The organism is Paraburkholderia sp. J8-2 (assembly GCF_905220195.1).
Taxonomy (GTDB): Bacteria; Pseudomonadota; Gammaproteobacteria; order Burkholderiales; family Burkholderiaceae; genus Paraburkholderia.
This window is the reverse complement of sequence record NZ_CAJMZA010000012.1, coordinates 172576-195347: the sequence shown is the minus strand read 5'-3', so window position 1 is coordinate 195347 and position 22772 is coordinate 172576. Positions and strand designations below refer to the sequence as shown.

21 protein-coding genes are annotated in these 22772 nt (G+C 64.6%); 5 read left to right on the top strand and 16 right to left on the bottom strand.

What is annotated here, in order from left to right; all coding sequences use genetic code 11:
- Entirely contained in the window at positions 1 to 846 is an 846-nt protein-coding gene (locus U5A52_RS24900) for an ATP-binding cassette domain-containing protein (RefSeq protein ID WP_321936596.1), read from the bottom strand.
- Between the two features lie 8 nt (positions 847 to 854).
- On the bottom strand, positions 855 to 3047 hold the full coding sequence (locus U5A52_RS24895) for a TonB-dependent siderophore receptor (RefSeq protein WP_321910371.1): 2193 nt from the start codon (positions 3045 to 3047) through the stop codon (positions 855 to 857).
- Between the two features lie 255 nt (positions 3048 to 3302).
- Between U5A52_RS24895 and U5A52_RS24890 the strand changes: the two genes are divergently transcribed.
- Positions 3303 to 4118, top strand: coding sequence for a helix-turn-helix transcriptional regulator (locus tag U5A52_RS24890; RefSeq protein ID WP_321936595.1), 816 nt, complete (start codon positions 3303 to 3305; stop codon positions 4116 to 4118).
- 53 nt (positions 4119 to 4171) lie between these two features.
- Here the strand turns inward: U5A52_RS24890 and U5A52_RS24885 are convergent, their stop codons facing one another.
- On the bottom strand, positions 4172 to 4870 hold the full coding sequence (locus U5A52_RS24885) for a cation transporter (RefSeq protein ID WP_321936594.1): 699 nt from the start codon (positions 4868 to 4870) through the stop codon (positions 4172 to 4174).
- 252 nt (positions 4871 to 5122) lie between these two features.
- On the opposite strand from U5A52_RS24885, the gene U5A52_RS24880 reads away from it, so the two are divergent.
- Entirely contained in the window at positions 5123 to 6241 is a 1119-nt protein-coding gene (locus U5A52_RS24880) for an FUSC family protein (protein WP_415765452.1), read from the top strand.
- 76 nt (positions 6242 to 6317) lie between these two features.
- Here U5A52_RS24880 and U5A52_RS24875 read toward each other — a convergent pair whose 3' ends face one another.
- The 3 genes from U5A52_RS24875 to U5A52_RS24865 form a co-directional block, all read right to left on the bottom strand.
- Positions 6318 to 6698 carry a cupin domain-containing protein gene (locus U5A52_RS24875; protein WP_321936592.1) on the bottom strand — a complete coding sequence of 127 codons (381 nt, stop codon included), beginning with the start codon at positions 6696 to 6698 and terminating at the stop codon, positions 6318 to 6320.
- Positions 6699 to 6755: 57 nt separating this feature from the next.
- Positions 6756 to 7622, bottom strand: a complete 867-nt coding sequence (locus tag U5A52_RS24870; RefSeq protein WP_321936591.1) for an AraC family transcriptional regulator — start codon at positions 7620 to 7622, stop codon at positions 6756 to 6758.
- Between the two features lie 110 nt (positions 7623 to 7732).
- Positions 7733 to 8629, bottom strand: a complete 897-nt coding sequence (locus tag U5A52_RS24865; RefSeq protein WP_321910358.1) for a LysR family transcriptional regulator — start codon at positions 8627 to 8629, stop codon at positions 7733 to 7735.
- 84 nt (positions 8630 to 8713) lie between these two features.
- On the opposite strand from U5A52_RS24865, the gene U5A52_RS24860 reads away from it, so the two are divergent.
- Positions 8714 to 9490 carry an NAD(P)H-dependent oxidoreductase gene (locus U5A52_RS24860; RefSeq protein ID WP_321910357.1) on the top strand — a complete coding sequence of 259 codons (777 nt, stop codon included), beginning with the start codon at positions 8714 to 8716 and terminating at the stop codon, positions 9488 to 9490.
- Between the two features lie 31 nt (positions 9491 to 9521).
- Here the strand turns inward: U5A52_RS24860 and U5A52_RS24855 are convergent, their stop codons facing one another.
- The 7 genes from U5A52_RS24855 to U5A52_RS24825 all read right to left on the bottom strand — a co-directional run bounded on the left by U5A52_RS24855 (position 9522) and on the right by U5A52_RS24825 (position 16534).
- Positions 9522 to 10472 carry a hypothetical protein gene (locus tag U5A52_RS24855; protein WP_321910424.1) on the bottom strand — a complete coding sequence of 317 codons (951 nt, stop codon included), beginning with the start codon at positions 10470 to 10472 and terminating at the stop codon, positions 9522 to 9524.
- 114 nt (positions 10473 to 10586) lie between these two features.
- The gene (locus U5A52_RS24850) at positions 10587 to 10967 is read right to left on the bottom strand and encodes a potassium channel family protein (RefSeq protein ID WP_321936590.1); all 381 of its coding nucleotides are present in this window, start codon (positions 10965 to 10967) and stop codon (positions 10587 to 10589) included.
- Positions 10964 to 12004, bottom strand: a complete 1041-nt coding sequence (locus U5A52_RS24845; RefSeq protein WP_321936589.1) for a DUF2955 domain-containing protein — start codon at positions 12002 to 12004, stop codon at positions 10964 to 10966. Before U5A52_RS24845 ends, U5A52_RS24850 begins: the two co-directional genes overlap by 4 nt.
- Before the next feature lie 9 nt (positions 12005 to 12013).
- Positions 12014 to 13135 carry an HlyD family secretion protein gene (locus U5A52_RS24840; protein ID WP_321910352.1) on the bottom strand — a complete coding sequence of 374 codons (1122 nt, stop codon included), beginning with the start codon at positions 13133 to 13135 and terminating at the stop codon, positions 12014 to 12016.
- Positions 13132 to 14682, bottom strand: coding sequence for a TolC family protein (locus U5A52_RS24835; RefSeq protein ID WP_321936610.1), 1551 nt, complete (start codon positions 14680 to 14682; stop codon positions 13132 to 13134). Before U5A52_RS24835 ends, U5A52_RS24840 begins: the two co-directional genes overlap by 4 nt.
- A 43-nt stretch (positions 14683 to 14725) precedes the next feature.
- Positions 14726 to 15832 carry an AI-2E family transporter gene (locus tag U5A52_RS24830; protein ID WP_321910350.1) on the bottom strand — a complete coding sequence of 369 codons (1107 nt, stop codon included), beginning with the start codon at positions 15830 to 15832 and terminating at the stop codon, positions 14726 to 14728.
- A gap of 333 nt (positions 15833 to 16165) precedes the next feature.
- The gene (locus tag U5A52_RS24825; protein ID WP_321910349.1) at positions 16166 to 16534 is read right to left on the bottom strand and encodes a hypothetical protein; all 369 of its coding nucleotides are present in this window, start codon (positions 16532 to 16534) and stop codon (positions 16166 to 16168) included.
- 499 nt (positions 16535 to 17033) lie between these two features.
- Here U5A52_RS24825 and U5A52_RS24820 point away from each other — a divergent pair, with 499 nt between their 5' ends.
- A complete protein-coding gene (locus tag U5A52_RS24820) occupies positions 17034 to 17762 on the top strand; it encodes a type IV pili methyl-accepting chemotaxis transducer N-terminal domain-containing protein (RefSeq protein WP_321936588.1) in 729 nt (242 codons plus the stop codon).
- A gap of 23 nt (positions 17763 to 17785) precedes the next feature.
- Positions 17786 to 19180 (top strand): MFS transporter, encoded by a 1395-nt coding sequence (locus U5A52_RS24815; protein ID WP_321910345.1) that lies wholly within the window; start codon positions 17786 to 17788, stop codon positions 19178 to 19180.
- 32 nt (positions 19181 to 19212) lie between these two features.
- Here U5A52_RS24815 and U5A52_RS24810 read toward each other — a convergent pair whose 3' ends face one another.
- The 3 genes from U5A52_RS24810 to cobA all read right to left on the bottom strand — a co-directional run bounded on the left by U5A52_RS24810 (position 19213) and on the right by cobA (position 22259).
- Positions 19213 to 20196, bottom strand: coding sequence for a zinc-binding dehydrogenase (locus U5A52_RS24810; protein WP_321910343.1), 984 nt, complete (start codon positions 20194 to 20196; stop codon positions 19213 to 19215).
- A 66-nt stretch (positions 20197 to 20262) separates the two neighbouring features.
- The gene (locus U5A52_RS24805; RefSeq protein ID WP_321910342.1) at positions 20263 to 20982 is read right to left on the bottom strand and encodes a response regulator; all 720 of its coding nucleotides are present in this window, start codon (positions 20980 to 20982) and stop codon (positions 20263 to 20265) included.
- Positions 20983 to 21461: 479 nt separating this feature from the next.
- Positions 21462 to 22259 carry a uroporphyrinogen-III C-methyltransferase gene (gene cobA, locus U5A52_RS24800; RefSeq protein ID WP_321910339.1) on the bottom strand — a complete coding sequence of 266 codons (798 nt, stop codon included), beginning with the start codon at positions 22257 to 22259 and terminating at the stop codon, positions 21462 to 21464.
- Positions 22260 to 22772 lie beyond the last annotated feature (513 nt).

The window sequence follows — 22772 nt, the reverse complement described above, 5'->3', positions numbered from 1 at the left end:
TCAGCGCGCCACCGCAATTGCGCCGCCGCCGCGCGGGTGCGGCACGACATCCATGGGAACGCCGTATATCGCTTCGAGCACCTGGCCCTGCATCAGGTCGGCCGGCGTACCTGAGGTCAGCAACCGGCCGCTGTGCAGCGCGACGAGTTCGTCGCAAAAGCGCGCGGCGAGGTTGATGTCATGCAGCACGATGACGACGGTCATCGCGTGATCATCGGCGAGGCTGCGCAGTAAGCGCAGCACGTCCAGCTGGTGCGCGATATCGAGCGCCGAGGTCGGCTCGTCGAGCAGCAGGCACGAAGCGCCTTGCGCAACGAGCATGGCGAGCCAGGCGCGCTGACGCTCGCCGCCCGACAGGTGGTCGGCGAGCTGGGAGGCGAAGCGCGCCGTGTCCGTCACGCGCAGTGCCTCGTCGATGATCGCGGCGTCTTCGCTACGCAGGCGGCCCAGCGCGCCATGCCACGGATAACGGCCCAGCGCGACGAGCTCCCGCACGGTCATGCCCGTAGCGAGCGGCGGATGTTGCGGCAGGTAGGCCACACGCCTCGCGAATTCCCGCGCGGACCACGCGCCAATCTCGCGGCCCGAGAAGCGCAGGCTGCCGCGCGAGGGCGTTTGCTGGCGCGCCAGCAGCTTGAGCAGCGTGCTCTTGCCCGACCCGTTGTGGCCGATCAGCGCGATCATGCGGCCCGCCGTGAGCGCGAGCGTGAGCGGCTGCAGCAGCACGCGGCCACCCGCCTCGAACGACGCGCCTTCGATCTCGTAAAGTACCCCGCCGCTTGCGCGTTCGCGCAGCGGCCCCGGATCGTTGACATCGGGCGAGTGCGTTGCCTGTATCGAACTCATCCGCCGCCTTACCAGCGATAGCGCGCGGTCGCGAGCACTTCGACGCCGTCGCCGTAGGTGCAGGTGGTCGCGCTGAAGCATGACGCCACGTACTGTCGATTGAACAGGTTGGTGCCATTCAGGGAGAGCAGCCAGTGACGGCCCGTGTCGTAGTGCACTGCCGCGTCGACGAGCGTGACGGACGGCACGCGGATCGTGTTCGACTCGTCGTAGCTCGAGCCCAGATAGCGCACGCCGCCGCTGAAACCGAGGCCGCGCAGCGAGCCGCCGTGCAGCGTGTAGTCGAGCCACGCGGCCGCGACGTTGCGCGGAATGCCCCAGGTTTGCTTGCCCTGGAGCGGGGTCGAGCCGCCGTCGAGGGTCGTCGCCGAGTCGTTCGATTCGGTGGTCACGCTGCTCAGGTAGGTGTAGGACGCGGTGACATTGAGGCTGTCGGAGAGGCTTGCCTGGCCCTGGAGTTCGAAGCCGCGCGCGCGCACTTGCCCCGCCTGCGTGCTGAAGCCGGGATTGTCGAGATCGGCGGTGAGCACGTTGCGCTCGCGCAGATCGAAGACAGAAGCCGTGATGAAACTGTTGTACCCGGGCGGCTGATACTTCACGCCCACTTCGTACTGCTCAGCGGTGGTCGGCTTCGCGGCCGAGCCGTCCGCGAGCACACCTGCCTGCGGATCGAACGACTTCGCGAAGCTCGCATACGGCGCGAAGCCGTTGTCGAACAGATAGACGAGGCCGGTGCGCCATGTGAACGCGCGCTCAGACTGCGACGTGTACGACGCCGTGAGCGGGTTGTTGTCGTCCGCCGAGGCCCAGTCCTGGCGCACGCCGATCAGGAAGCGCCACTTGTTCCAGGCAAGCTGGTCCTGGGCGTACAGGCCGAACTGCTTCATGCGGATGTTGTCGTCCGAGAAAGCTTCCGGCATCGCCACGCTCTGATAAACCGGTGCGAACGGATCGAGCTGCGGCGCGGCGCCGAGACCCACGCGTTCGCGATAGAGCACCCGCTGAAAATCGAATCCGAAGAGTGCCGTATGGCTGACCGGTCCCGTGGAGAATTTCGCCTGCGCCTGGTTGTCGACGGTGAAGAACTTCGCGCTTTCGTCGTTGAAGAACGCGTAGCGGTTCAGCGTCGTATCGGAGTTGTCCGCGAAGCCGTTCGTGAACACGTTCGAGAAATCGTCGCGCACGTAGGTGTAGTGCAGGTTCTGCCGGAAGGTCCAGACATCGTTGAAGCGGTGCTCGAACTGGTAGCCGACCGAAGCCTGGGTTCTCGAGTGCGAATCGAAGTTCGGGTCGCCGAGATTCGTGTGCGTCGAAATCCTGCCGTTCGGCGTGTCGAAGACGCTGCCGATGGCCGGCACGAAGTTGTAGTAGCCGACATCGGGGTCGCGCTGGTACTTCGCGAGCAGCGTCAATGTCGTATTCGCGTCCGGCTTCCAGGTGATGGCGGGCGCGATGTAGACGTGTTTCTGCTTCACGCCGTCGACCTGCGTGTCGTTCTGGTTGGCGGTGCCGGTGAGGCGGTAGGAGAGGGTGCCGTCGGGCGTAATCGCGCCGCCAAGGTCGAAGCCGCCTTCCACGCGGTTGTGGCTGCCCGTGGTGAAGAACACCTCGTGCACCGGCGTGGTGGTCGGCTGCTTGCTGACCAGATTCGCGATGCCGCCTGGGTTCGCCTGACCGTAGAGCACCGAGGCCGGTCCGTGGAGCACGTCGATGCGCTCGAGCCCGTAGGGATCGAAAGCGGGAATCGCGTAACCGAAATTCGAATCGCTCGGCAGGCGGGAGCCGTCGAGAAACTGCTCGAGGTAGAAACCACGGCTCATCAGATACGGCGCGCCGGCAGCCGAAGCGCCGCGGATTTCCGACGTGACGCTCGCGGTGTAGCGCAGCGCCTCGGTGACGCTCTGGGCGTTCTGATCGGTCATCTGGTCGCGCGTAACGACGGAAACCGACTGCGGTGTTTCGATCAGCGGTGTGTCCGTTTTGGTGGCTGTGACCGCCGTAACCGGGACATAGCCGTCAGCCACGCCGGTGGCCGTCTGCTCGCGCCGGCCGCTCACCTTGACGGCCGGAAGCTGGGTTGTCGCGCCGCCGGTGGCGTCCTGTGCGCTGCCGTCGGTCGATTGTGCGTGCACTGCGCCGCCCCCTCCAAGGAGATAAAGCAGCAATGCAATGGCAGTCGTGCTGCCTACCCCGGTCTTCATGTGGACTTCTCCATCGCGTGAATAATAATGCAAGTCGAAATGATTCGCGTTAACTAATAAAATGCCGTGCAGGGGACTCTTTTGGGTCCCTGATGCATGAACAACGGGATGGGGACGATCAAACAGAAGACGGCTGGGCCGCTCAGGCGCTACTATAACTGCGGTGTTCCGGCATAGTCCGGACAACTTTGGCATCGAAATGGCCAAAGATGGCAGGTTCGAAGGTAATTCACCAAAAAAGTAATCAATGCAGTCATGACTCAGCCAAAGCTACAGACCTTCGGCGCGCTGCCTGCGGCACAAAAAGTGATCGCGCAATCCATCGACTACGCTGACGACACCCACGAGATCGCTCACATTCACCATCGTTCGCAACTCGTCTACGCGACGACAGGCATCGTGCGTGTGGTGACGCCGGCCGGCCTCTGGATGCTCACGCCCGGCCACGCGTTGCTGATCGGCTCGCAGGTCGAGCACGAGCTGTACATGGTTGGCAAGGTGTCGATGCGCACGCTCTATATCGACCCCGACGCGCTGCCGGCAGGCGGTGCTGAATGCCGGATGCTAACGGTCGATGCCCTGCTGCGCGCGTCGCTTCTTGGCATGTTCGATTCCGCGCTCGATGACGAGGCCACGGCCGGTTCCGGGGCGGTGCCGACGCGTGAAACGCTGCTCGTGCCGCTGATTCTGCGTCTGTTGCAGCTCGCGTGCGCGCGCGCGCCTGACAAGCGCCTGCCGTTGCCTGTGAACGCGCGTCTGCGCCGCATTTGCGAACGCCTCATCGCGCAACCGGCGAGCAACGACACATTGGAGGCCTGGGCCGACGAGGTCGGCGCGAGTGCCCGCACTGTCGCACGGCTTTTTCGTCAGGAGACGGGCATGACGTTCGGTCAATGGCGCGAACAGTTGCGACTTGCCGAGGCGATGTCGAAGCTGGCGGTCGGTCATACGCCCGGCCAGATCGCGCAGGACCTGGGCTACGCGGACGTACGCACGTTCTCCGCGATGTTCCGGCGTGCCTTTGGATGCACGCCGCAGCAGTTTCGCCAACACCTCAGCGAAACGGACTGAGCCTGATGGGACGCGGGGGCGTTTCGGAAGAAGGTCAAGGCCATTGCAGCCGGTTATCTTTGACCGCCGCAGGGTTCGCCCGGCGCGTTGTCCGGGCCGGGGCGCTCATAGGGGCGCCAGCTCCAGTTCATGCGGGCGAATTGCGGTAACAGCGAGCGCAGCGTAGCGGCATTCTGCAACAGGCCGGCCATGATGAGCAGCAAACCGATGAGCGCGGTGCCGCTTCGGTCGATGGCGGGGAAACCGGCAAGCACTCCTGTTGCTCCGACCGCCGCGACGCCGGAAGCCACCGAATCTGCGCATGCATGCCATGCGCTCGCGTTGAGTGCGCCCGCAATACTGCCACTGTCTCGACGCTTCGCCTGCGCGGCCGCCGCCCTCAGATAGCACCACAACCCCATCCTGACGGTGACGCTGGCGACTGCCACGGCGAGCGCGGCCAGGACGGCGGGGCGCGCTCCGGCGGGCTGCGCCGCAACAGGGAGCACACCCGCGAACAGTAATTCCGCGCCGGTTGCCAGAATAAGCAGATTGACGAGGACCGTCGCGATCGGTGTCAGTTTGTGTTGGCGTCCGAATCGATTCGCACCGTCGAAAAAGATTGCGGCCGCAACGGCCCCATCGCCGAGCACATCGATCAGCGTATGCGCGCCATCGGCCAGCATGGCGTTCGAGCCCGAAATGCCGCCTGCGACGAATTGCATCGCCATCAGTGCGACATTAACGAGGACGACGACGCAGGAGGCTTGCATGGCTGTTTTTTGTAATGGGCACAAGCAAAAGGCTGCCGCACGGGGAGAGCCGCTAGCGTAGCGAGCGTACATGGCAGGCCGGTGACAGCAGGAACCAAGGTGCGAGGCGAGGGCCCCCGCGTCTGTCGCACCTGTTTTCCAGATCGTTGAGGTTTTTAGCGTTCGCAAGCCTAAACTGCGTTTTCATGCTATGGCTGCGAAGCTCCGAAGGCTGGCCTCGCGAATGCCCCGGAAAAGATCACGGACACGCCCATGAACGACAGTTTGCGTCGCTGGCCTGACAAAGCCAGAAAATGTCTGCGGGGGATGCTGCCACCCGTCGCCGCACTTGGCCATTGGCTGGACCGGGTTGATCCCGGTACGCATCGCCGGATCAAGGGGCTGCGGCTCGTGACGGCGTACGGGCTCGCGGCGGCACTCGGGACGTTGCAGGACATTGCCCGAAGCGTGCCCAGCAGCGTGTCGCTTGGCTATCTCGCCGGAAGCTTCGCGCTCTGGGCGAGCGTTTCCGAAGGCAAAACGACGCGAGCCGAATCCAGTCGCGATCTCATGCTGCTGAGCTTTGCCGCCGCGTTCGGTGCGGTTCTGTTCGTGGTGTTGGCGAGGCCGCTACAGCATGCAGGCCGGGGAGGGCCGGAACTCGTTCTCGTGTCGGGCGCGTTTCTGGTTGGTTATCTCAAACGATTCGGCGTGCTCGGTGCGGGCATAGGTTCGCAAATCTATATCGGAGAATTGCTTGCCTACGGTGCTCGCCTTACCACGGACGATCTGCGGGCAATCGGCATAGCCGCGCTGATCGCCGTGTTGGCGTCGGTCGTGCCGCGCATGCTGAGCGGGCCGGCAGAACGGCCCGCCATCGCCGCGGTGCTCGCCGCCGGGCCGCAGCCGCTACCCGGGCGGTGGTCGCCGGAGTTCTTCATGGGACTGCAGGCGGCCATTGGCGCGTTGCTCATCTGCCTCCTGAACGGCCTGATTGGCCTCGAGGAGTCTGCCTGGGCGATCACCGCGTGCACGTACGTCGTCGCCGGTTCGGCAACCGGCACGATACAGCGTGTTCGCCGCCGGATTCTCGGTACGTTGATTGGCGTTCCCATAGGCCTTGCCTGCCTGCCGGTCGCTGAGCACGCGCCATTGCTCATATGGGCTGCCGCTGCGCTCGCGATGGTCATCTATGCGATGGCGTTGCCGGAGCGCTACGACATCGCCTGCGGAGCGTTCGCCTTCACGCTGATCGTTACGCTCGCAGCAAGCGGCGTGCATTCGATCTCACTGCTTGCCGCACGAGCCTGGGAGACGCTTCTCGGCGGAGCACTTGGCCTCGCTGCCGCCATGCTCATCTTCCCGCTCCGAAGCTCGAACCACACGAAATAGGCAACGGCGAGCCAACCGGGAGTCAACCGCGCCCGATGCGTCCCGGCCAGGCGAGGCGCCCCTTCGCGAATGGGCGCTACCGGCGCAACTGCTGCTCGATCGTCTTCGTCAACGGCGACGCAATATCGCCTGTGTGCTTCGTCTGCACGGGCTCGATCAACACGATCCAGCACTCGTCTTCGGCTACCGGGTTATGCAACGTGCCGCGCGGCACCACGTGCATCGAACCAGCGGGCACATCGACAACACGCCCGCCTTCGTACTCGATTTTCAGATGTCCGCGCACGACGAAGAACAGTTCGTCCTCGCCCGCATGGTCGTGCCACACCAGTTGGCCGCGCACTTTCGCGACTTTCACATACTGGTCGTTGACCTGCGCGACGACTTTCGGCGACCAGTATTCGGACACGTCGCCGAACGCGGCTTCGAGATCGAACGACTCGGCAAAGGGACTCATGGTTGCAGACCGCTCCACAGGTTGATTCGCCCGCGAGAGCGAACGACCCGTTCGAGACTACGCCCCAGAGCGTCGCGCGTCTTGAACGATCGTGACGATGCGCTCCGATGCGCCGCCCGCGATGCGCAACCAGCGCGCCGGCGCAATGCCGTAGGTCTTCGTGAAATGGCGCGTCATGTGGGCCTGATCCGTGAACCCCGCGCAGGCCGCCACATCGGCGAGCGGCATGCCGCGCAGCATCATCGCGCGTGCGGCGTCGAGACGCCGTTGCGTCAGGTAGCGATAGGGGCTCGTGCCGTAGAACATGCGGAAGTCGCGCGAAAGGCTCCAGCGGTCACGTCCCACGGCGTGTTCGAGTGCGTCGAGCGAAACGGCCTGCTGACACTGCGCGTCGAGGTACTCGCGGGCACGCTGCGCGCTCGCGAAGTCGCCCTTTGAGCGCGCGGGCGGCGCGCCCGCCACGGCGGCGAGCGCGTGTGCCAGTTCCGCGAGCGCGTCGCTCTGCTCGAACGGGTCGAGGCCTTGCGAGACCTGTTGCAGCAGCGCCTCGGTCGCCGCCCATAAACGGGGATCGTTCGTCACGCCGCCCTCGATGAAGGGCAGTGCGCGGCCGCCCAGCATGTGCTGGAACACGGCAGGCTGCACGTAGATCATGCGGTAGCGAAAGCCTTCGCCGGTGCCGGCCTGGCCGTCGTGCGGCTCGTCGGGATGCAGCACCATCGTGCGGCCCGGCAGGCTGTGGGTCGTGCCGCGCCGGTACTTGAAGCTCTGCACGCCCGCAAGCGTGCGGCCGATCGCATAGGTGTCGTGGCGATGCATCGCAAACGCCTTCCCTTGAAAGAAGGCTTCGATACGTTCTATGCCCGCAACGGGTTCGGCGCGCAGCAGCCAGTCGGCGCGGCGCTGGGGATCGATCGGATTCATGGTGGTGGCTTATGTGCGGCGCAATGCGGCCTGGGGCCGGTGCGGCGCCACGGGGATTGTGGCACAGGCGCGCCGCCCGCGCTGGCGGCCCACGCCCGCCGTGCGCCGCCCTACACCGCGCGAGCGATCTGCTCGCGCAGCCAGCGATGCGCGGGGTCGCGGTGCGAGCGCTCGTGCCAGAGCATGCACATTTCGTAGCCGGGCACCTCGATGGGCGGCTCGACCACACGCAGCGTCGCCTTCTCGCGCACGAGCCGCCACGGCAGCATGGCCACGAGGTCGCTGCGCTCGAGCACGGAAATGACAAAAAGAAAGTGCGGGACGGAGAGCACGACGCGCCGCGTGAGTCCGGCTTGCGCCAGCGCTTCGTCGGTGATGCCGTGAAATCCGCCGCCATCGGGCGAGACGATAACGTGCTCGAGTGCGCAGAACTGCTTCGTGCCCGGACGGCGCTTGAGGCGCGGATGGTCCGCGCGGCCCGCAAGCACGTAGCGCTCGGTGAAGAGCGTACGCCGGCGCAGGTTCTCGGGCGCTTCGCTGGTGGTGTGGAACGCCAGATCGATTTCGCCCTGCGCCGCCTGCTTCGCGACGCGCGCAGGCGCGAGTTCCACCACGGCAAGGCGCGTGTGCGGCGCGGCCTCGCGCAAGCCGCGCAGGGCTGGCAACGCGATCGTGGACTCGCCATAGTCGCTCGCCGCCACGCGCCACGTATCGCGGGCGCCGGCTGGATCGAACGGGCGCTCGGGCGCAATCGCGCGCTCGAGCGATTCGAGCGCCTCCCGTAGCGGCTCGCGCAACGCGAGCGCGCGCGCCGTGGGCTGCATGCCGCGCGGGCCCGGCAGCAGCAACGGATCGCCCAGGATCTCGCGCAACTTCGCAAGATGCACGCTGACCGAGGGTTGCGAGAAGTTCAGGCGTTGCGCCGCGCGCGTGACGTTGTGCTCGGCGAGCAGCACGTCGAGCGTGACGAGCAGGTTGAGGTCGAGGCTGCGTAAATTAGCGGACATAATGGCTGGTATTTCCGTTATTCATTTCCACTATAGCAGCCGTGCAACTAAGCTGGGTTCGTGTCAGACCACGGAGCCCTCGCCATGAATATCCTGCTTGTCTATGCCCATCCCGAACCGAAGTCGCTCAACGGCGCGCTCAGGGACTTCACCGTGCAGCGTCTCGAGGCGGCGGGTCACGCCGTTCAGGTGTCGGACCTCTACGCCATGAACTGGAAAGCGACGATCGATGCGCAGGACAGTCTCGAGCGCCGCGGCGACGCGCCGTTTCATCCGTCGCTCGATTCGAAACACGCGTTCGAGAACGGCCTTCAGGCCGCGGACATCGCGCGCGAGCAGGCGAGGCTTGTGTGGGCCGATACGCTCATCCTGCAGTTTCCGCTCTGGTGGTTCTCCATGCCTGCCATCCTCAAGGGCTGGGTGGAGCGTGTTTTTGCGTATGGCTTCGCCTATGGCGTGGGCGAGCACTCCGACGTGCGCTGGGGAGACCGCTATGGCGAGGGCACGCTCGCCGGCAAGCGCGCGATGCTCGTCGTGACCATGGGCGGCTGGGCGTCGCACTACGGACCGCGCGGCGTGAACGGGCCCATCGACGACATCCTCTTCCCGATCCATCATGGCGTGCTCTACTACCCGGGCTACGACGTGCTGCCACCGTTTCTCGTGTACCGCACGGGGCGCATGGACGACGCGCGCTACGCGCAAACGCTCGACGCGCTCGGCGAGCGCCTCGATGCACTGGCGCACAGCGCGCCCATCGCGTTTCGCAAGCAGAATGGCGGCGCGTATGAAATCCCGGCGCTTACGCTGCGCGAAGACGTTGCGCCGGAGCGCACGGGGTTTGCGGCGCATGTAGCGTAAGCGGACGCAGTCATGGATATCGTTCGAAATCCTAAAAACTGACCGCCAGGCCAAACGAAACGCCGTGCACGTTGTGGCCAAACACGTAGCGCACCATTGCCCGCGTACGGGTGATGATGATGGGATACCTGCTGCTGTCGAGTTCGAGACCCACGCCGAGCGACGTGAGTTCGTTGAAACCGAGTACCCCGGCGCTGTCGCCGTAGTAATGCGAGTAGGCGAACTCCAGCACGTAGCGTACAGGCTTGTCCAGCGCGTGCCAGCCCGTTGGCGCGCGCCAGCGCGTCCAGAGGCTCACTTGCTGCGCCATGGCCGAGCCCTGGACAGCTTGCGCGCTGCCGCCGAAGCTGCGCAGGTAAATATCGGTTGCGCGCAACTCCGCGTCGATTTCGTAGTTCTCGCGGTAGTGCTCATAGTCGAGCATGAGCGAGCCGCCGTAGCCGTACGCGTCGAGATAGCCGTTATTCAGGAACTGGAGATTGCTGTCCGTGACATGGTTGAACAACGTTTGTCCGATTCTCAGATCGCTGGAAACACGCCCAATCGTGCCGTTTATGATCGGGCGAAACACGAGCTCGTTGGTGATGCGGAAGTCCCAGCCTAGCCCCACCGTGCCGCTGAAGGTATTCCACCTCGTGGGCAGCGCGCGCTGCTCCTCGCCGTCGGTGGCGATGAACGTCGGGTCGTAGCGGCTATAAGCGAGCGTGCCTTCCATATACAAGGGGAATGTCCGGCTAAGCGTGAAGCCGCCGCCCAGTTGTGTCTGGCCAAAGCCGGGGTTGCCGGTGGCGCCGTTGTTGATCGAAAGCGAACTGGTGGTGACGTCCGGAACCGTCGTGTAGGTCATGATGGCCAGCACGGCATCCGCATGTTGCTTGATGTTGCCGCCTATCACCGTGCGGCTCGACAGTTGGTTCGGTATGCTCTGCGCGTGCGTTTGCAGGGGCAGCGTGGCCGCGAGTGCCGCCGCGCCAATCTTCATTAGCGCGACGCGCAGTTGCGCCCAACGGACGGTGGTGTTCGTCATGTTCGATCCTGCCGGGTCCCGATGCCCGATTGGGTCTGATTACACCTGCTTGAGTTTGCTTACGCCTGCTCACGCCCGCTCACGCGCCTCGCGTGAGGCTTCCTGCACGCCGCGCACAGCGGCGGCAACGATCAACCCGGTAAACACGACGCCGATCAGTCCGAGCAGCACCGCGTCGATGCGGCCGAACACGGTGGTCGGCACGACATCGCCGTAACCGACGGTCAGAGCCGTGATCGCGCAGAAGTACACGGTCTCGCCCATCGGCGAAGGGGGGCGGTTCAGCGTTTCCACGACGCCGCCGAAATAGAACATGCCAACAGTAAGGATAACGAATATCAGTAGAAGGCCGCCGGGCAGCAGGCGCATATACCAGATGGTCCGGCCCGATTCCAGCAGGATCGCTCGCGCCTTCGGGGCGTGGACCGCTTTTTGGGGCGCGTCGTTCATGGCGTGTTCCTCTCGAGCGATACAGAGCCACGCGGCGCAAACCGCTCGAATATCTGCAGCATCAGGCACGCGTATGCAGTGACGGCAAGAAAGAGCGCCATGCGCACCGAGAATGCTCGGTAGACGTCCTTGCCCGCCGCGCTGTCCTGGACAGACTGACCCAGCAAAATGATCATCGTCACGAGACCGTTCAGCCAGAAGCCAGGCGAGTAGCGCGTTGGACGGATGCGATACAGCTTGCGTGCCACGATCAGGCCGAACAGCAGCATCCACAGATAGAACATCCAGATATTCACAAAGAGCCTGAGCGAAAACCAGAACGCAACGGCGAGCAGCCCGCCAAGCGCCGTGGAGCCGAGCAACTCACGCGCCGCGTCGCGTGCCGACGTGGTGCAGCTTTGCCGGCCGAGACTCACGGACTTCATGATGATCGGCATGTAGCTCGCCGGGTCGTTCATCGCCAGCAGCCAGGCGGGCATGACCACGAGCGCGGCCTGCAAGGCGACGCGCGATGCCATTGCCTGCGGCATGACGCGCGCGGCGGGTTTGGCGAGCACAGGTCCGGTCTCGGGAAAGAGGGCGTGGCTCAAGATCGAAGCGAGCACGGCGAGCAGCAGTCCTTTTACGAGCGCGCCGACCACCGTGGCGGCCAGTTGCTGGTCGGCCACGCCGGCTGCGGTAATCATCGTGAGGCCCGCTGCGAGGAACGTCGCTACGAGGTTGTTGCCGCCGCGCAGCCCGGCGCGAAACGCAAGGAAGAGGCAAAGCCCGACGAGCAGCACGCCGGCGAACGGGTAATAGCGCAGCACAGGAACGAGCAACAGGCCGCTGCCCGTTGTGCCCGCAACGACCAGCGCGAGTGCGAGCGCCGCCTTGAGCGAAAGCGGCCGGTTCTGCGTGGCCAGCAGAAAGACGGCGAGGACCGGCGCGATCACCGGAATCGGGAACTCGAACGCGAAGCTGATAGCGAGCGTGAGCGCCGTGCCCGTGGCCAGGCGCAGCGCGCGGCGGCCGGGAGGCGATGGGCTCGTTTGCATTGGGGCCGCTCAGTAGAGGTAGGCGAGCCAGCTCATCACGCGCAGGAACACGCGGCCGAGCGGGTTGAGCGGGTTGCCTGTGCCCGGAAACGCCATCACCTCGGCCTGGCCGCCCACACGAACATTGCGCAGCCGCGCGCGTTCGTGATCGTCGAACTCGACGATCACGGGAAAGCGTTGTGCGGGCCTCAGCCAGTCGCGGCTGTTCTGCACGGTGGGCAGGGTGCCGGGCGGCGTGCTTTGGCCAACGCTCACGCCATAGCCGATGCTGCGGATGCGTCCCGTGAACACTTCGCCCGGCAGCGCGTCCAGTGCGATCGCGACGGGTGTGCCCGCATGAAGATGGCCCAGATTGTTCTCCGTCATGTCCGCGCTGACCCAGACATCGTGAATGGCGATGAGCGTCATGACCGGATTGCCCGCGGCCGCGAACTGGCCGACTTCGGTGCGCAGGTCGGTGATGACGCCGGCCGAGCGCGCACGAATGCGCGTGTTGGCGAGATCGAGCTCGGCTTTTTCGAGCGCGCCGGCCGCACTGCGCAACTGCGCGTTTTCCGCTTCATTGCCGCCTTGCTGCTCGCGCGCGCGTTCGATTTCGGCCCGGGCGCTTTCGACCTGGCTTTGTGCCTGCTCGTGCGTGGCGCGCGCCACTTCGAGCCGCCGCAGCGAGACTGTGCCCTCGTCTTCGCGATACAGCCGTTCCAGCCGGTCGCTGTCCTGACGCGCCTTGACCTCGTTGGCGAGGGCCGCGCGCAACGAGGCTTGCGCCGATTCGATCCCGGCCGTGCTCGCGCCGATCTGCCGGCGCGTGGATTCGAGGTCGGCGCGCGCGCGGTCGGCGGCAATGCGATATTGCGTGTTGTCGATCTCGAACAGCACGTCGCCCGCGTTGACCTCCTGGTTGTTGTGCACGAGCACGCGCGTCACGCGTCCCGATACCTCGGCTGCAACGGGCACGACGTAGGCCGCTACACGCGCTTGCTGGGTATACGGCGTGAAACGGTCGGCGAGCAGGTACCAGATCAGACTGATGGCGATCAGGATAACGATCCACTTGACCGCCTTGCCGGACGAGTCGGAAGCCGGTGGCGGTGCCGGCGGCGGGCTCGAAGGTTCGGGCGCTCGGCTCATTGTGTCGGCCCATCCGGTTGATTGCCAGGACGCTGCGCGGCGGCGGGAGGCGTCGTTTCGTCGAGCAGGTCGCCCCAGTCCGTGCGCCGCTGCATTTGCGCGCGCGTGGCGGGATCGATGAGCGGCTGCGGCAGATCCCAGCCGCCGTCCACGGCCTTGTACAGCGCAATCAGGCTGCTGACGGCGTTGCCGCGATTGACGACGAACGCGTCCTGCTGCGCGGAGAGTGCGCGCTGCGCGTCGAGCACGCGCTGGAAGTCCGAGTACCCTTCGCGGTAGATCGTATTGGCGAGCGTGAGCGAGCGCTGCGCAGCGCCTTGCGCGTCGTGCAGGATCGTATCGCGCTGCAGCGCCGCGTTCAGCGCCGTAGCGGCGTCGTCAGCCTCGCGCGCCGCTTCGCGCACCGTATCCTGATACGCGACGATCAACTGCTGCAGGCGCGCGTCCTGCACGCGCACGTTGTTCGTAATGCGGCCGTGATCGAACACATTCCATGTGATGCTCGGGCCGCCCACCACGGCAAGCGTGCTCGGCGCCCCGGCAAGCGAGCTGGCGCTCCACACGAGCGAGCCGACCAGTGAAATCGACGGGTACAGATCGGCCTTCGCCACGCCGATCAGCGCCGACTGCGCGGCCATCTGTTGCTCGGCCGCGCGCACATCCGGGCGGCGCAGCAACAGCTTCGCAGGCACATCCTGAAGCACGGCTCGGTTGATGAGCGGGACGAAGCCTGCTTTGGCAGGCTGTGCGTCGAGTTCCGGCAACGGTCCGGGCGGGCGCCCAAGCAGCACGCAAAGCGCGTGACGCGCCAACGCAATCTGGCTTTCGAATACAGGAATGCTGCTCAGTGTGCCGAGATACTGTGTTTTCGCTTGCTGGAGATCGAGCTCGTCGGTTTCGCCGCTCTTGAAGAGCTTTTGCGTGATCTCGTAGCTGCGCTTTTGCAGTTGCGCGTTCTCGCGCGCAATGCGCAGGCGCGCTTCGGTCGTGCGCAGCGTGAAATAGGTGTCCGCAACTTGCGCGTGAACAAGCACGAGCGCGTCTTCGCGGTTGTCCTGGGCGGCGAAGAATGAGGCGTCGGCCGATTCGATCGCGCGGCTGAAGCGGCCCCAGAAGTCGAGTTCCCAGCCTATGCTGAAGCCGAGACCATACTGAACGTACGCGCCCGAACGCGGGTCGAAACCGTCGTGGCGCTTGCGTGCCGAGGCCAGCACGTCGGCGTTGGCCTGCTGCACCTGCGGGTAACGCCCCGCGAGCGCGATACCTAGCTGGGCGCGCGCCTCGATCACGCGCAATGCCGCGATCTTCAGGTCGCCGTTGTTTGCATCGGCCGCGGCAATCAGCTGTTCGAGATTGTCGTCACTGAAGACGTGCCACCATTGCCGCGCGTCGGGCGGCTCACCGGGCTGCGCAGCGATCACCGTGACCTGATCGATCGACGCGCTGCTCCAGTGTTCGCTCCAGCTCTCATGTTGCGGCTGAAAGTCGGGGCCCACGTGCATGCACGCGTTCAGCAGCGTGCTGATGCAACAGGCACCGAGAGGCAGCCAGTGAGGGCGCTCGCAGAGGAACACAGGTCGGCCTCGCGGCTCAAGCCTGCTGTTCTTCTCGTGTGCGTTCGGGTTGAGGCTGGTCTTTCACCCAGCGCCAGAACAGTTGATAGCCAACGGCGAGCATTACCGGGCCGATGAACAGGCCGATCACGCCGCCTGTGACCATGCCGCCAATCGCGCCGATCAGCACCACCGGCATGGGCACGGCCACACCGCGCCCGAGCAGCAACGGCTTGAGGACGTTGTCGGCGAGGCCTGCAACGAATTCATACACGGAGAAGACGATCGTCGCCGTGCTCACGCCCTGCGTCATGATCACGAAGATAATGACGGGCACGGTGATGAGCGTGGCGGGCAACTGCATGATGCCGATCAGCAGCACGGCCAGCGCGAGCAAGCCCGCGCCCGGAATGCCCATCACGATGAAGCCAACGCCGATCAGCACCATCTGGATGAATGCGATGCCCACCACGCCCTGCGCAACCGCGCGTATCGTTGCCGTGCAAAGATCGGCGATCTGCGGGCCGTTTTCCGGGCCGGAGATGCGCGAAGCGATCAACACCGTGCTGCGGTAGCCCTTGTCGCCGTGCGCCATGAGAATGCCCGCAATGATCAGGGATACGAAGAAAACCAGCAATGCGGCGCCAAGACCGGTGAGCGTGCCAAGCAGCGCGAGGCCAGCCGCCTTTAGTTGCGGTGCAAACCGCTGCACGAGACCGGTAATGTCGGTCGACGCCTGCATCCAGAAGTCGTATACGCGCTGGCCGACGATTGGCCAGTGTGCGATCGAGTCGGCGGGAGGCGGAATATTGAACGTCCCGCTCTTCGCAACGCCCATGGCATGCTCGATCGAATCGGCCACGGCGACGCCCAGCAGCCAGGTTGGCGCGAGGATCACGCCGAACGCCACGAGAATGATGAGCGAGGCGATGAGTCCATCTTTGTGAGGGAAACTGCGCTGCAGCCGCATTTGCAGCGGAAAAAGCGTGACCGCGAGAATCACGGACCAGACCATGAGGTCGAGGAACGGGGCGAAGATGCGAAAGCAAAACATCGCCAGGACGGCAATCAGCGCGGCGCGGATCAGGACATCGAGCAAGTCCCGGGACTGCGCCTTTGGCGTTGACGTAGTGGGCAGCAGCATGGTCTGTCTCTCCTCTGGCCTGACGCGCAACTCGGGCGCGCCGTGGCTCCTATCGCGTTCCGGCGAGGGCCGCCAGAACCCCAGGTAGTACGAGAAACTGTCCGCTAACGTTGCGTTCGTTCCCGGCATGACCCCGTGACCGGGAGCACAACTGCACGATGTTTGCAGTCGCCTGCGAGTTGTGCGGAACGCGCTGTTGAGTTGAGTCTATTACACGCGATGAAAGGCGACAACGAATCTGCCGCCCGCCTTGGGTCGGCGACGAATCGGGTTAGCCGTGCGCTGAAAATGGCGTCGTGCGCGCGGCGCGAGTCTGATTCCTATTCGCACACCTCAATGTCCCGCACCGCTCGACGGCACGCAGCTGAGAATCAGTCGATCGCCTTTGCCCGCACCGGCGGCCAGTGCCGCGTTGTGGAATTCCTGGCTGCCGCAGCGCCACTCGGCGAGGTAGTCATTGCGACAGCCTCCCGATTGCGCGGCGGTCATCGACACCGGATAGTTGCAGGTTAGCAAACCGTCGCAGTGCTCGGCGAGATCGCGCGTGACATTGCCGTGTGGCGCGCCGCAGTTGCTGCCGTACGTGCCGGCGACGATCGCTATCGTTGCTTCGTTCAAGGCGGCCGCCGCAGCCGGGATGGGAACGCAGACAAGGCTAAGCGCTACCCATGCGCTCGCGAAGGCGATGGCAGTTGGTTTCATGATGCACCTCCCAAGCCGGCGTCGCGTACGCGTGCAAGCGCGGCTTTCGATCGATGTTTAAAGCTTAGGGCGGTTGCGGCGAAGGGCAAGACGGTGCCCGGCGATGGTGCGGGTCTACGCTGCAGTGCACCAGCAGCAGTCATGCGAAGCACACGATTGGTGGTGCGCCGCCAGTCCGGACTGCGCGGGCCGGGCGCGCTGTCTGAGCGGGCCGAGCCGCGCCAGCCGGGCGTTGCGCCGGAGCGCGCGCCGCTTGCGCAGAGTGTGGCACACCTATTGCTTAATCACTGCCGGGGCCAATGACGGCTCCAGTGAATTGCATCATCGTCCCGCCGTGCGCGGGGCTTTTCGGTCTTGCGGGGCAACGGCGTCCCGAAGCAGCACTCCACGGCACAGCGTGCGTGGCAGGTGCGCTTCGGGACGCTTTTTTTTGCTTCGCTCGGTGCGCCCCTGGTCTGGCAAACCCTTGGCGATGCTATTTGCACTACTAAAGATGAACATGCGGGAAACGACACCTGACATCTCGGCGGAAATCGTTGGCGAGCTCATCAATCTGGCCGGGCGCCAGCGCATGCTCTCGCAGCGCGTCGTCCTGCACGCATTGCTTGGCTTGCGTGGCGACGCCGCCGCGCTCGTGATCGCGCGCGAATGCCTCGATACATTTGCGGCTTCGCACGCGCGGCTGGTACAAGGCGACGACCACTTTCCGGGTGTGTTTTCGAGCGCCTTGCGCGAACTCTATTTCGGCGCGCGCAAGGCCGACGAGCGCATTCGCGCATTCACGAAGCTGGCCGAGCATGCGTGCGCGTGCCTCGAACGCTCAGTTCAGCCATCGACGGACGATGGCGTGTGCGAGGCAGCCGTGACGGAACTCACCGCCGCCGCCACGCCGCTGCTCGAACTGCTGCAAACGCTCACCCAGGCGTACCAGGACGAATTGCGCAGCGTGGAAGCGGCGGCGGCGAAGCGCCAGGCCGGCATCGTCGAGGAGCTCGCCGCCATTTCCCTGCGCGCGAACATCGTCGCGCTCAATGCAAGGGTGGCGGCCGCCCGCGCAGGCCAGTTCGGCCGCGAATTCGCTGTGATTACAGCCGAGCTGGCGCACGTAATAGGTGAAATGGACCGGCTCGTGCAAGGCGTGGTCGGCAAGCCCGAAACGCGTGACGCCGCGCCCGAAAGACATTCTGGATTCCGAAATCAACGGATGCATGCCCGACTTGCGGGTTGAGATCCACTATTGGGGAGAACCTCGTGAAAGACCTGGTAAGTTCGCTCAAGAGCGGTAACTGGCGCGCATTGATCGCGTGCTTCCTGTACTTCGACACCGGCTTCACGGTGTGGGTGATGTTTGGCCCGCTCGCGCCTTTCATTCAGAAGGACATCGCGATGACGCCGGCCGAACTGGGCTTGCTCGTGGCGGTGCCCGTGCTCGGTGCGGCGATTTTGCGCGTGACGCTCGGCAATCTGTATCAGGCCTGCGATGGCCGCCGTGTTGCGCTGATGGGCATCGCGCTTTCCGCCATTCCCGCCGCCGTGCTGTTGCTGATGCCGGGCACGCCGTCCTATACCTTGCTGCTCGTGCTCGGTGTACTGCTCGGCGTGGGCGGCGCGAGCTTCGCTGTGGCGTTGCCGATGGCTGGCAGTAACTACCCGCCGAAGGTGCAGGGCCTCGTGCTGGGCCTCGCTGCAGCCGGCAATATTGGCGCCGTGCTCGACGGCTTCCTCTTTCCGGGCCTCGCCAGCCACTATGGCTGGGCGCGCGCCACGGGCGCGGCGCTGCCGCTGCTCGCGCTGGCCGCGACGGCCGTGATCTTTTGGGCCCGCGATCTCGGCCACAAGTCCGGCAGCGCGGCGAAGGCATTGCGCTCGTTCGGTATCACGCTCGCCGGGCTGATCGCGCTTGTGCTCGCCGTGCACGCCGGCGTGTTCGGTGCGGGCAAGACCGGCGTGCTTTTGTTGCCGGTGTTCGGCGCGCTGCTCGCCATTGCCGTGCTGCCGCGGCACTATCGCGCGGTGCTGACGGAAAGCGACACGTGGGTCGTGATGCTCGTGTACAGCATCACGTTCGGCGGTTTTGTCGGCATGTCGTCCTATATCTCGACGCTGCTTATTTCGCTCTACCAGGTACCGAAGCTCGAGGCCGGCGTGGTGATGTCGCTGCTCGCGCTGACCGGCGCGATGGTGCGTCCGCTCGGCGGCCTGATCGCCGATCGCATTTCGGGCGTGCGAGCGCTCGTGGTGCTGCTGGCCGCGATTTCACTGTGCGACTTCGCCTTCGCGATGTGGATGCCGCCGTTCGCCACGGGTATTGCGCTGCTTGCGTTCACCTACGTGTGTTTCGGGCTTGGCAACGGCGCGACGTTCCAGCTCGTTCCGCGCCGCTGGCAGGGCCGCACCGGGCTGATGTCGGGCATCATCGGCGCGGCGGGCGGGATCGGCGGCTTCTACCTGCCAGTCATCATGGGCATTGCCAAGGAAAGCACCGGCAGCTACCAGATGGGCTTCGCGACGTTCGGCGTGATCGCCGCAGCCGCGTTCGCTCTGGTGGTGCTGCACCGCGCACGCTGGCTCGAATGGGCGTTGCCACAAGAGCCTGCGATGGCGCCGGCTGTCGTGCAGGGCGCTCAAGCGAGCGCAAGCAACTAAGGCACCGCGGCCCGCGCGCGAGTGACGCTCCGCTATAAGCGGACGACGATCTTGCCGAGGGCGCGGTTGCTTTCCAGCAGGTAGTGCGCTTTCCTGATCTCGTCGAACTCGAAGGTGTACGCGTGCAGCGACGCAATGCTCCGGCTGGCGATGCCCGAAGCGATCAGGCGCAGCGGAGCGTAGTTGAGCGGCAACGCCTTTGTGCCGAGCAGATCACTCGTAAAGAAGCTGAGCCGGACCGCGGGCGGCAGATCGCGCGCAATATCGAAGGGCGTGAGAAGAGGTGGCCCGGCCAGTGTGCCAACTACGGTTACGCCGCCGAACGGCCGTACCATTTTCGCGGTGTCGCACACGTTGGCCGCGCTCACGATCTCGAGCGCGGCGTCGACATGCAAGCATTCACGCGCGACTGCGGCGGCGACTTCTCCGCTGTCGATCAGCACTTCGTGCGCACCGGCATGGTAGAGGCGTTCGACGTGGCTTGCCGAACGTGTCGTGGCCAGCACGTTGAGCCCGAAGGCATTCGCATAGGCGATCGCAGCGAGGCCCACGGCGGACGTCCCGCCGCGCACGAGCAAGGTCTGCCCGGCTTTCGCCTCGAGGCTCGCCGCAAGCGCCCCCCACGCCGTGAGATAGGCGAGCGGCAACGTGGCCAGTTCTTCCCATGGCAAGATAGTGGACCCGAGCGCGACGACGTTGCGCCGCAAAACCGTGACTTCCTCCGCGTAGCTGCCGTTGCGCGAGACCTGCAGGCCGCCCATCGCAGTGGCAACACGTTCCCCCACCCGGAATGTCTTCGAGGGGTCCTCCGCCACCACACCCACGGCCTCGATCCCCGGCACGACCGAGCCGGCAATCGGCCCGAGGCGTCCCGCGCGTAAATCGGCTTCGGCGCGGTTGATGCCGAACGCGCATACGCGAATGCGTACCTCGTCCACGCCAGGCGCGGCCGGCGCGATCTCGCGCATCTTCAGGACCTCCGGGCCGCCGGGCTGTTCGATGACATAGGCTTTCATGCTCGATCTCGTTTGGGTGGCAGGTTGCGCATGGGGTGAGCGTGCACGCAGCGGGTGTGGAGTTCATCATTTGCTTTCTGTCTGCAGGCAGGGTTCCTCGCCGGGTTTGAGCAATGCGGCGTCCTTTGCTCGCAGGATGTAGCCCAGGCCGCGCAAGGTCAGGATCTGTGCGCTCGAGTTGGCGAGATGCTTGCGCAAGCGGTGGATGTAAATATCGATTGCATCCCGGCTTGGTTCTTCGTCGAGGCCGAACAGGCTTTCCATGAGCGTGCGCTTCGAGACGGTCCTGCCCTGACGGAGCATGAGCGCCTCGAGAATGCAATGTTCGCGGCGACGCAGCGTCAGCGGCGTGTCGTTGTGGCAGAAGGCGCGCGTGTCCGTGCGATAGTGCAGGTCGCCGCAGCTCAGGCGCGCTGCCTTGTCGCTCGCCTGGCGGCGTATCAGCGCCTTGATGCGCGCGAGCAACTCGCGGGTGTCGAAGGGCTTGACGAGGTAGTCGTCGGCGCCGGCGCTGAAGCACGCCACCTTGTCGTCGATCGAGCCGTTCGTTGCCATCATCAGAACGGGGAGGTTGTCGCGGCGGCGCCGCAAACGTACAAGTACGCTCATACCGCTCAAGCGCGGCAAGTCCATTTCGAGCAGTGCGAGGTCATAATGTTGTGACTTCAACACGAGATCCGCGCTTTCGCCGTCGCCCACACAATCGACGGTGAAATTCTCGCTGCGCAACAAACTGACGAGCCACTGGGAAAGCCCCGAATTATTTTCGACGAGCAGCAACTTCATCTTGTTGTTCCTTACCTGCGCCCTATGATTTGCTTGATTTATATAGGAATACTATTCGAACGAATACCGAAGCAGGTAGTGGCGCAATGCTTGAAAGAAATGCTGCGTGAGCAGTCTTTGCAACGGCAGATCGCCTTTCTCAAAGCTGCCTGCTACGTTGATGTCTGCATTCTAGTCAAGACAACCCTTCCCGGCGCTTTCATGGAGCGTAATATTTAATCGGGGATTTCCATAGGGCATGTACGAAAATAGTAGGGCGAAGGTCAGGAATTCTTTAGTACGACAGTGATACGCGCTGTTTTGCTTACTGTTTTTATTTTTCGTATTGAAATGAAAGCATCGCGCGCTGCGATAGTGCGGGGAGAATTACGAAAGATTTATGTCAGTGGATGTTGAGAAGATGTGTGGTCAAGGCCTGATCTATTTAATATATTCGTATTCCTATGTATAGCGTGATAATCAGGAGATTAATGACGCGGTCACGCACTCAGCCGTTGCGCCGTGATTGGCCTCTTGTTCGCGTCCATGGGGAATGATGCAGTTGAAATAACGAACGAAGACGCCTCGCCAATCGCATTGCCCACGAGAATGATGGCCGGGCTGCCAAGGTTCTCCGCGCGCGCGCGTGCCGCGATCGTGCCGAGCGTGCCCGTTACGCGGCGCTCGTTCGCGCTGCCCGCCCATTGCACGACGGCTGCGGGCGTGGCCGCCGGGAGTGTGTTGGCAAGGGTTGCGCACAGCGACTCGATCCGGCTCATACCCATATAGATGGCGAGTGTCATGCCTGTCGCGGCGAGTGCCTGCCAGTCGGGCTCGCTATGGTCGCGCAAATGCGCCGTCACGAAGATCACACCCTGACTATGATCGCGGTGCGTGAGCGAGACGCCAAGCCCGGCGGCCGCCGCGAACGCCGAAGACACGCCGTTCACGATCTCGACCGCCACGCCCGCGTTGCGCAATGCCGCGAGTTCTTCCCCTGCGCGGCCAAACAGCAAGGCGTCGCCGCCTTTCACGCGCACGACGTGCAGCCCCCGGCGCGCGTATCGCTGCATCAGGCGCTCGATGAAGGCTTGCGGCGTGGAGCGGCAGCCGCCTCGCTTGCCCACGCGGATCACGCGGGCCTGTGGCGCGAGCGTAGCGATCTCCGCGTTCGCGAGATCGTCGAGCAGCACGACGTCGGCGCTCGCAAGCGCCTTGGCCGCCTTCAGGGTGAGGAGGTCGAGATCGCCCGGACCCGCGCTCACCAGCGTGACCTTGCCTTCGTTGCCCGTCGTCATTGTCGTGTTCCTTTCCTGTTTCGCGTACCCACGTTGGGAACGCCCAAAAACAAATGGCGTCCGCTCGCCGCTTGCGACGAGGGGACGCCATTGTCCGGTTAGCTCGAATCACGCCGCGCGCGTCGCGCGGCCCATAGTTGCATCGCCCAGCGACGCTGCCGGACGCTCGGGCTCACGCAAGTTCCAGACCAGCGCGCGCGCATTCGCCCCGGCCGCACGCTGGCAGGGCGCCCCCCAATTGACGACGCCGCAACCCGCAAGCGGGAGGCGCACAGCGAATGTGCTGCACGGCACCAATCTTGTGCCCGCTTGCATCACGATGCGTGCGCCGCATCAGTGCCGGACGCCCTGCGCGCATACCGCCGAAGTCCGCCAGACGGGGCGTTGTGCGGAATGCGCGCGAATTGGCACAGTGCTTGCGTATTGCTTCACAGCAAGTGCCATAGCGAATCAATGGGGATTCGGCTGCAAGCAGCAAGCGCGGCGCACAAGGGTTTCGTATTCAGGGCAACG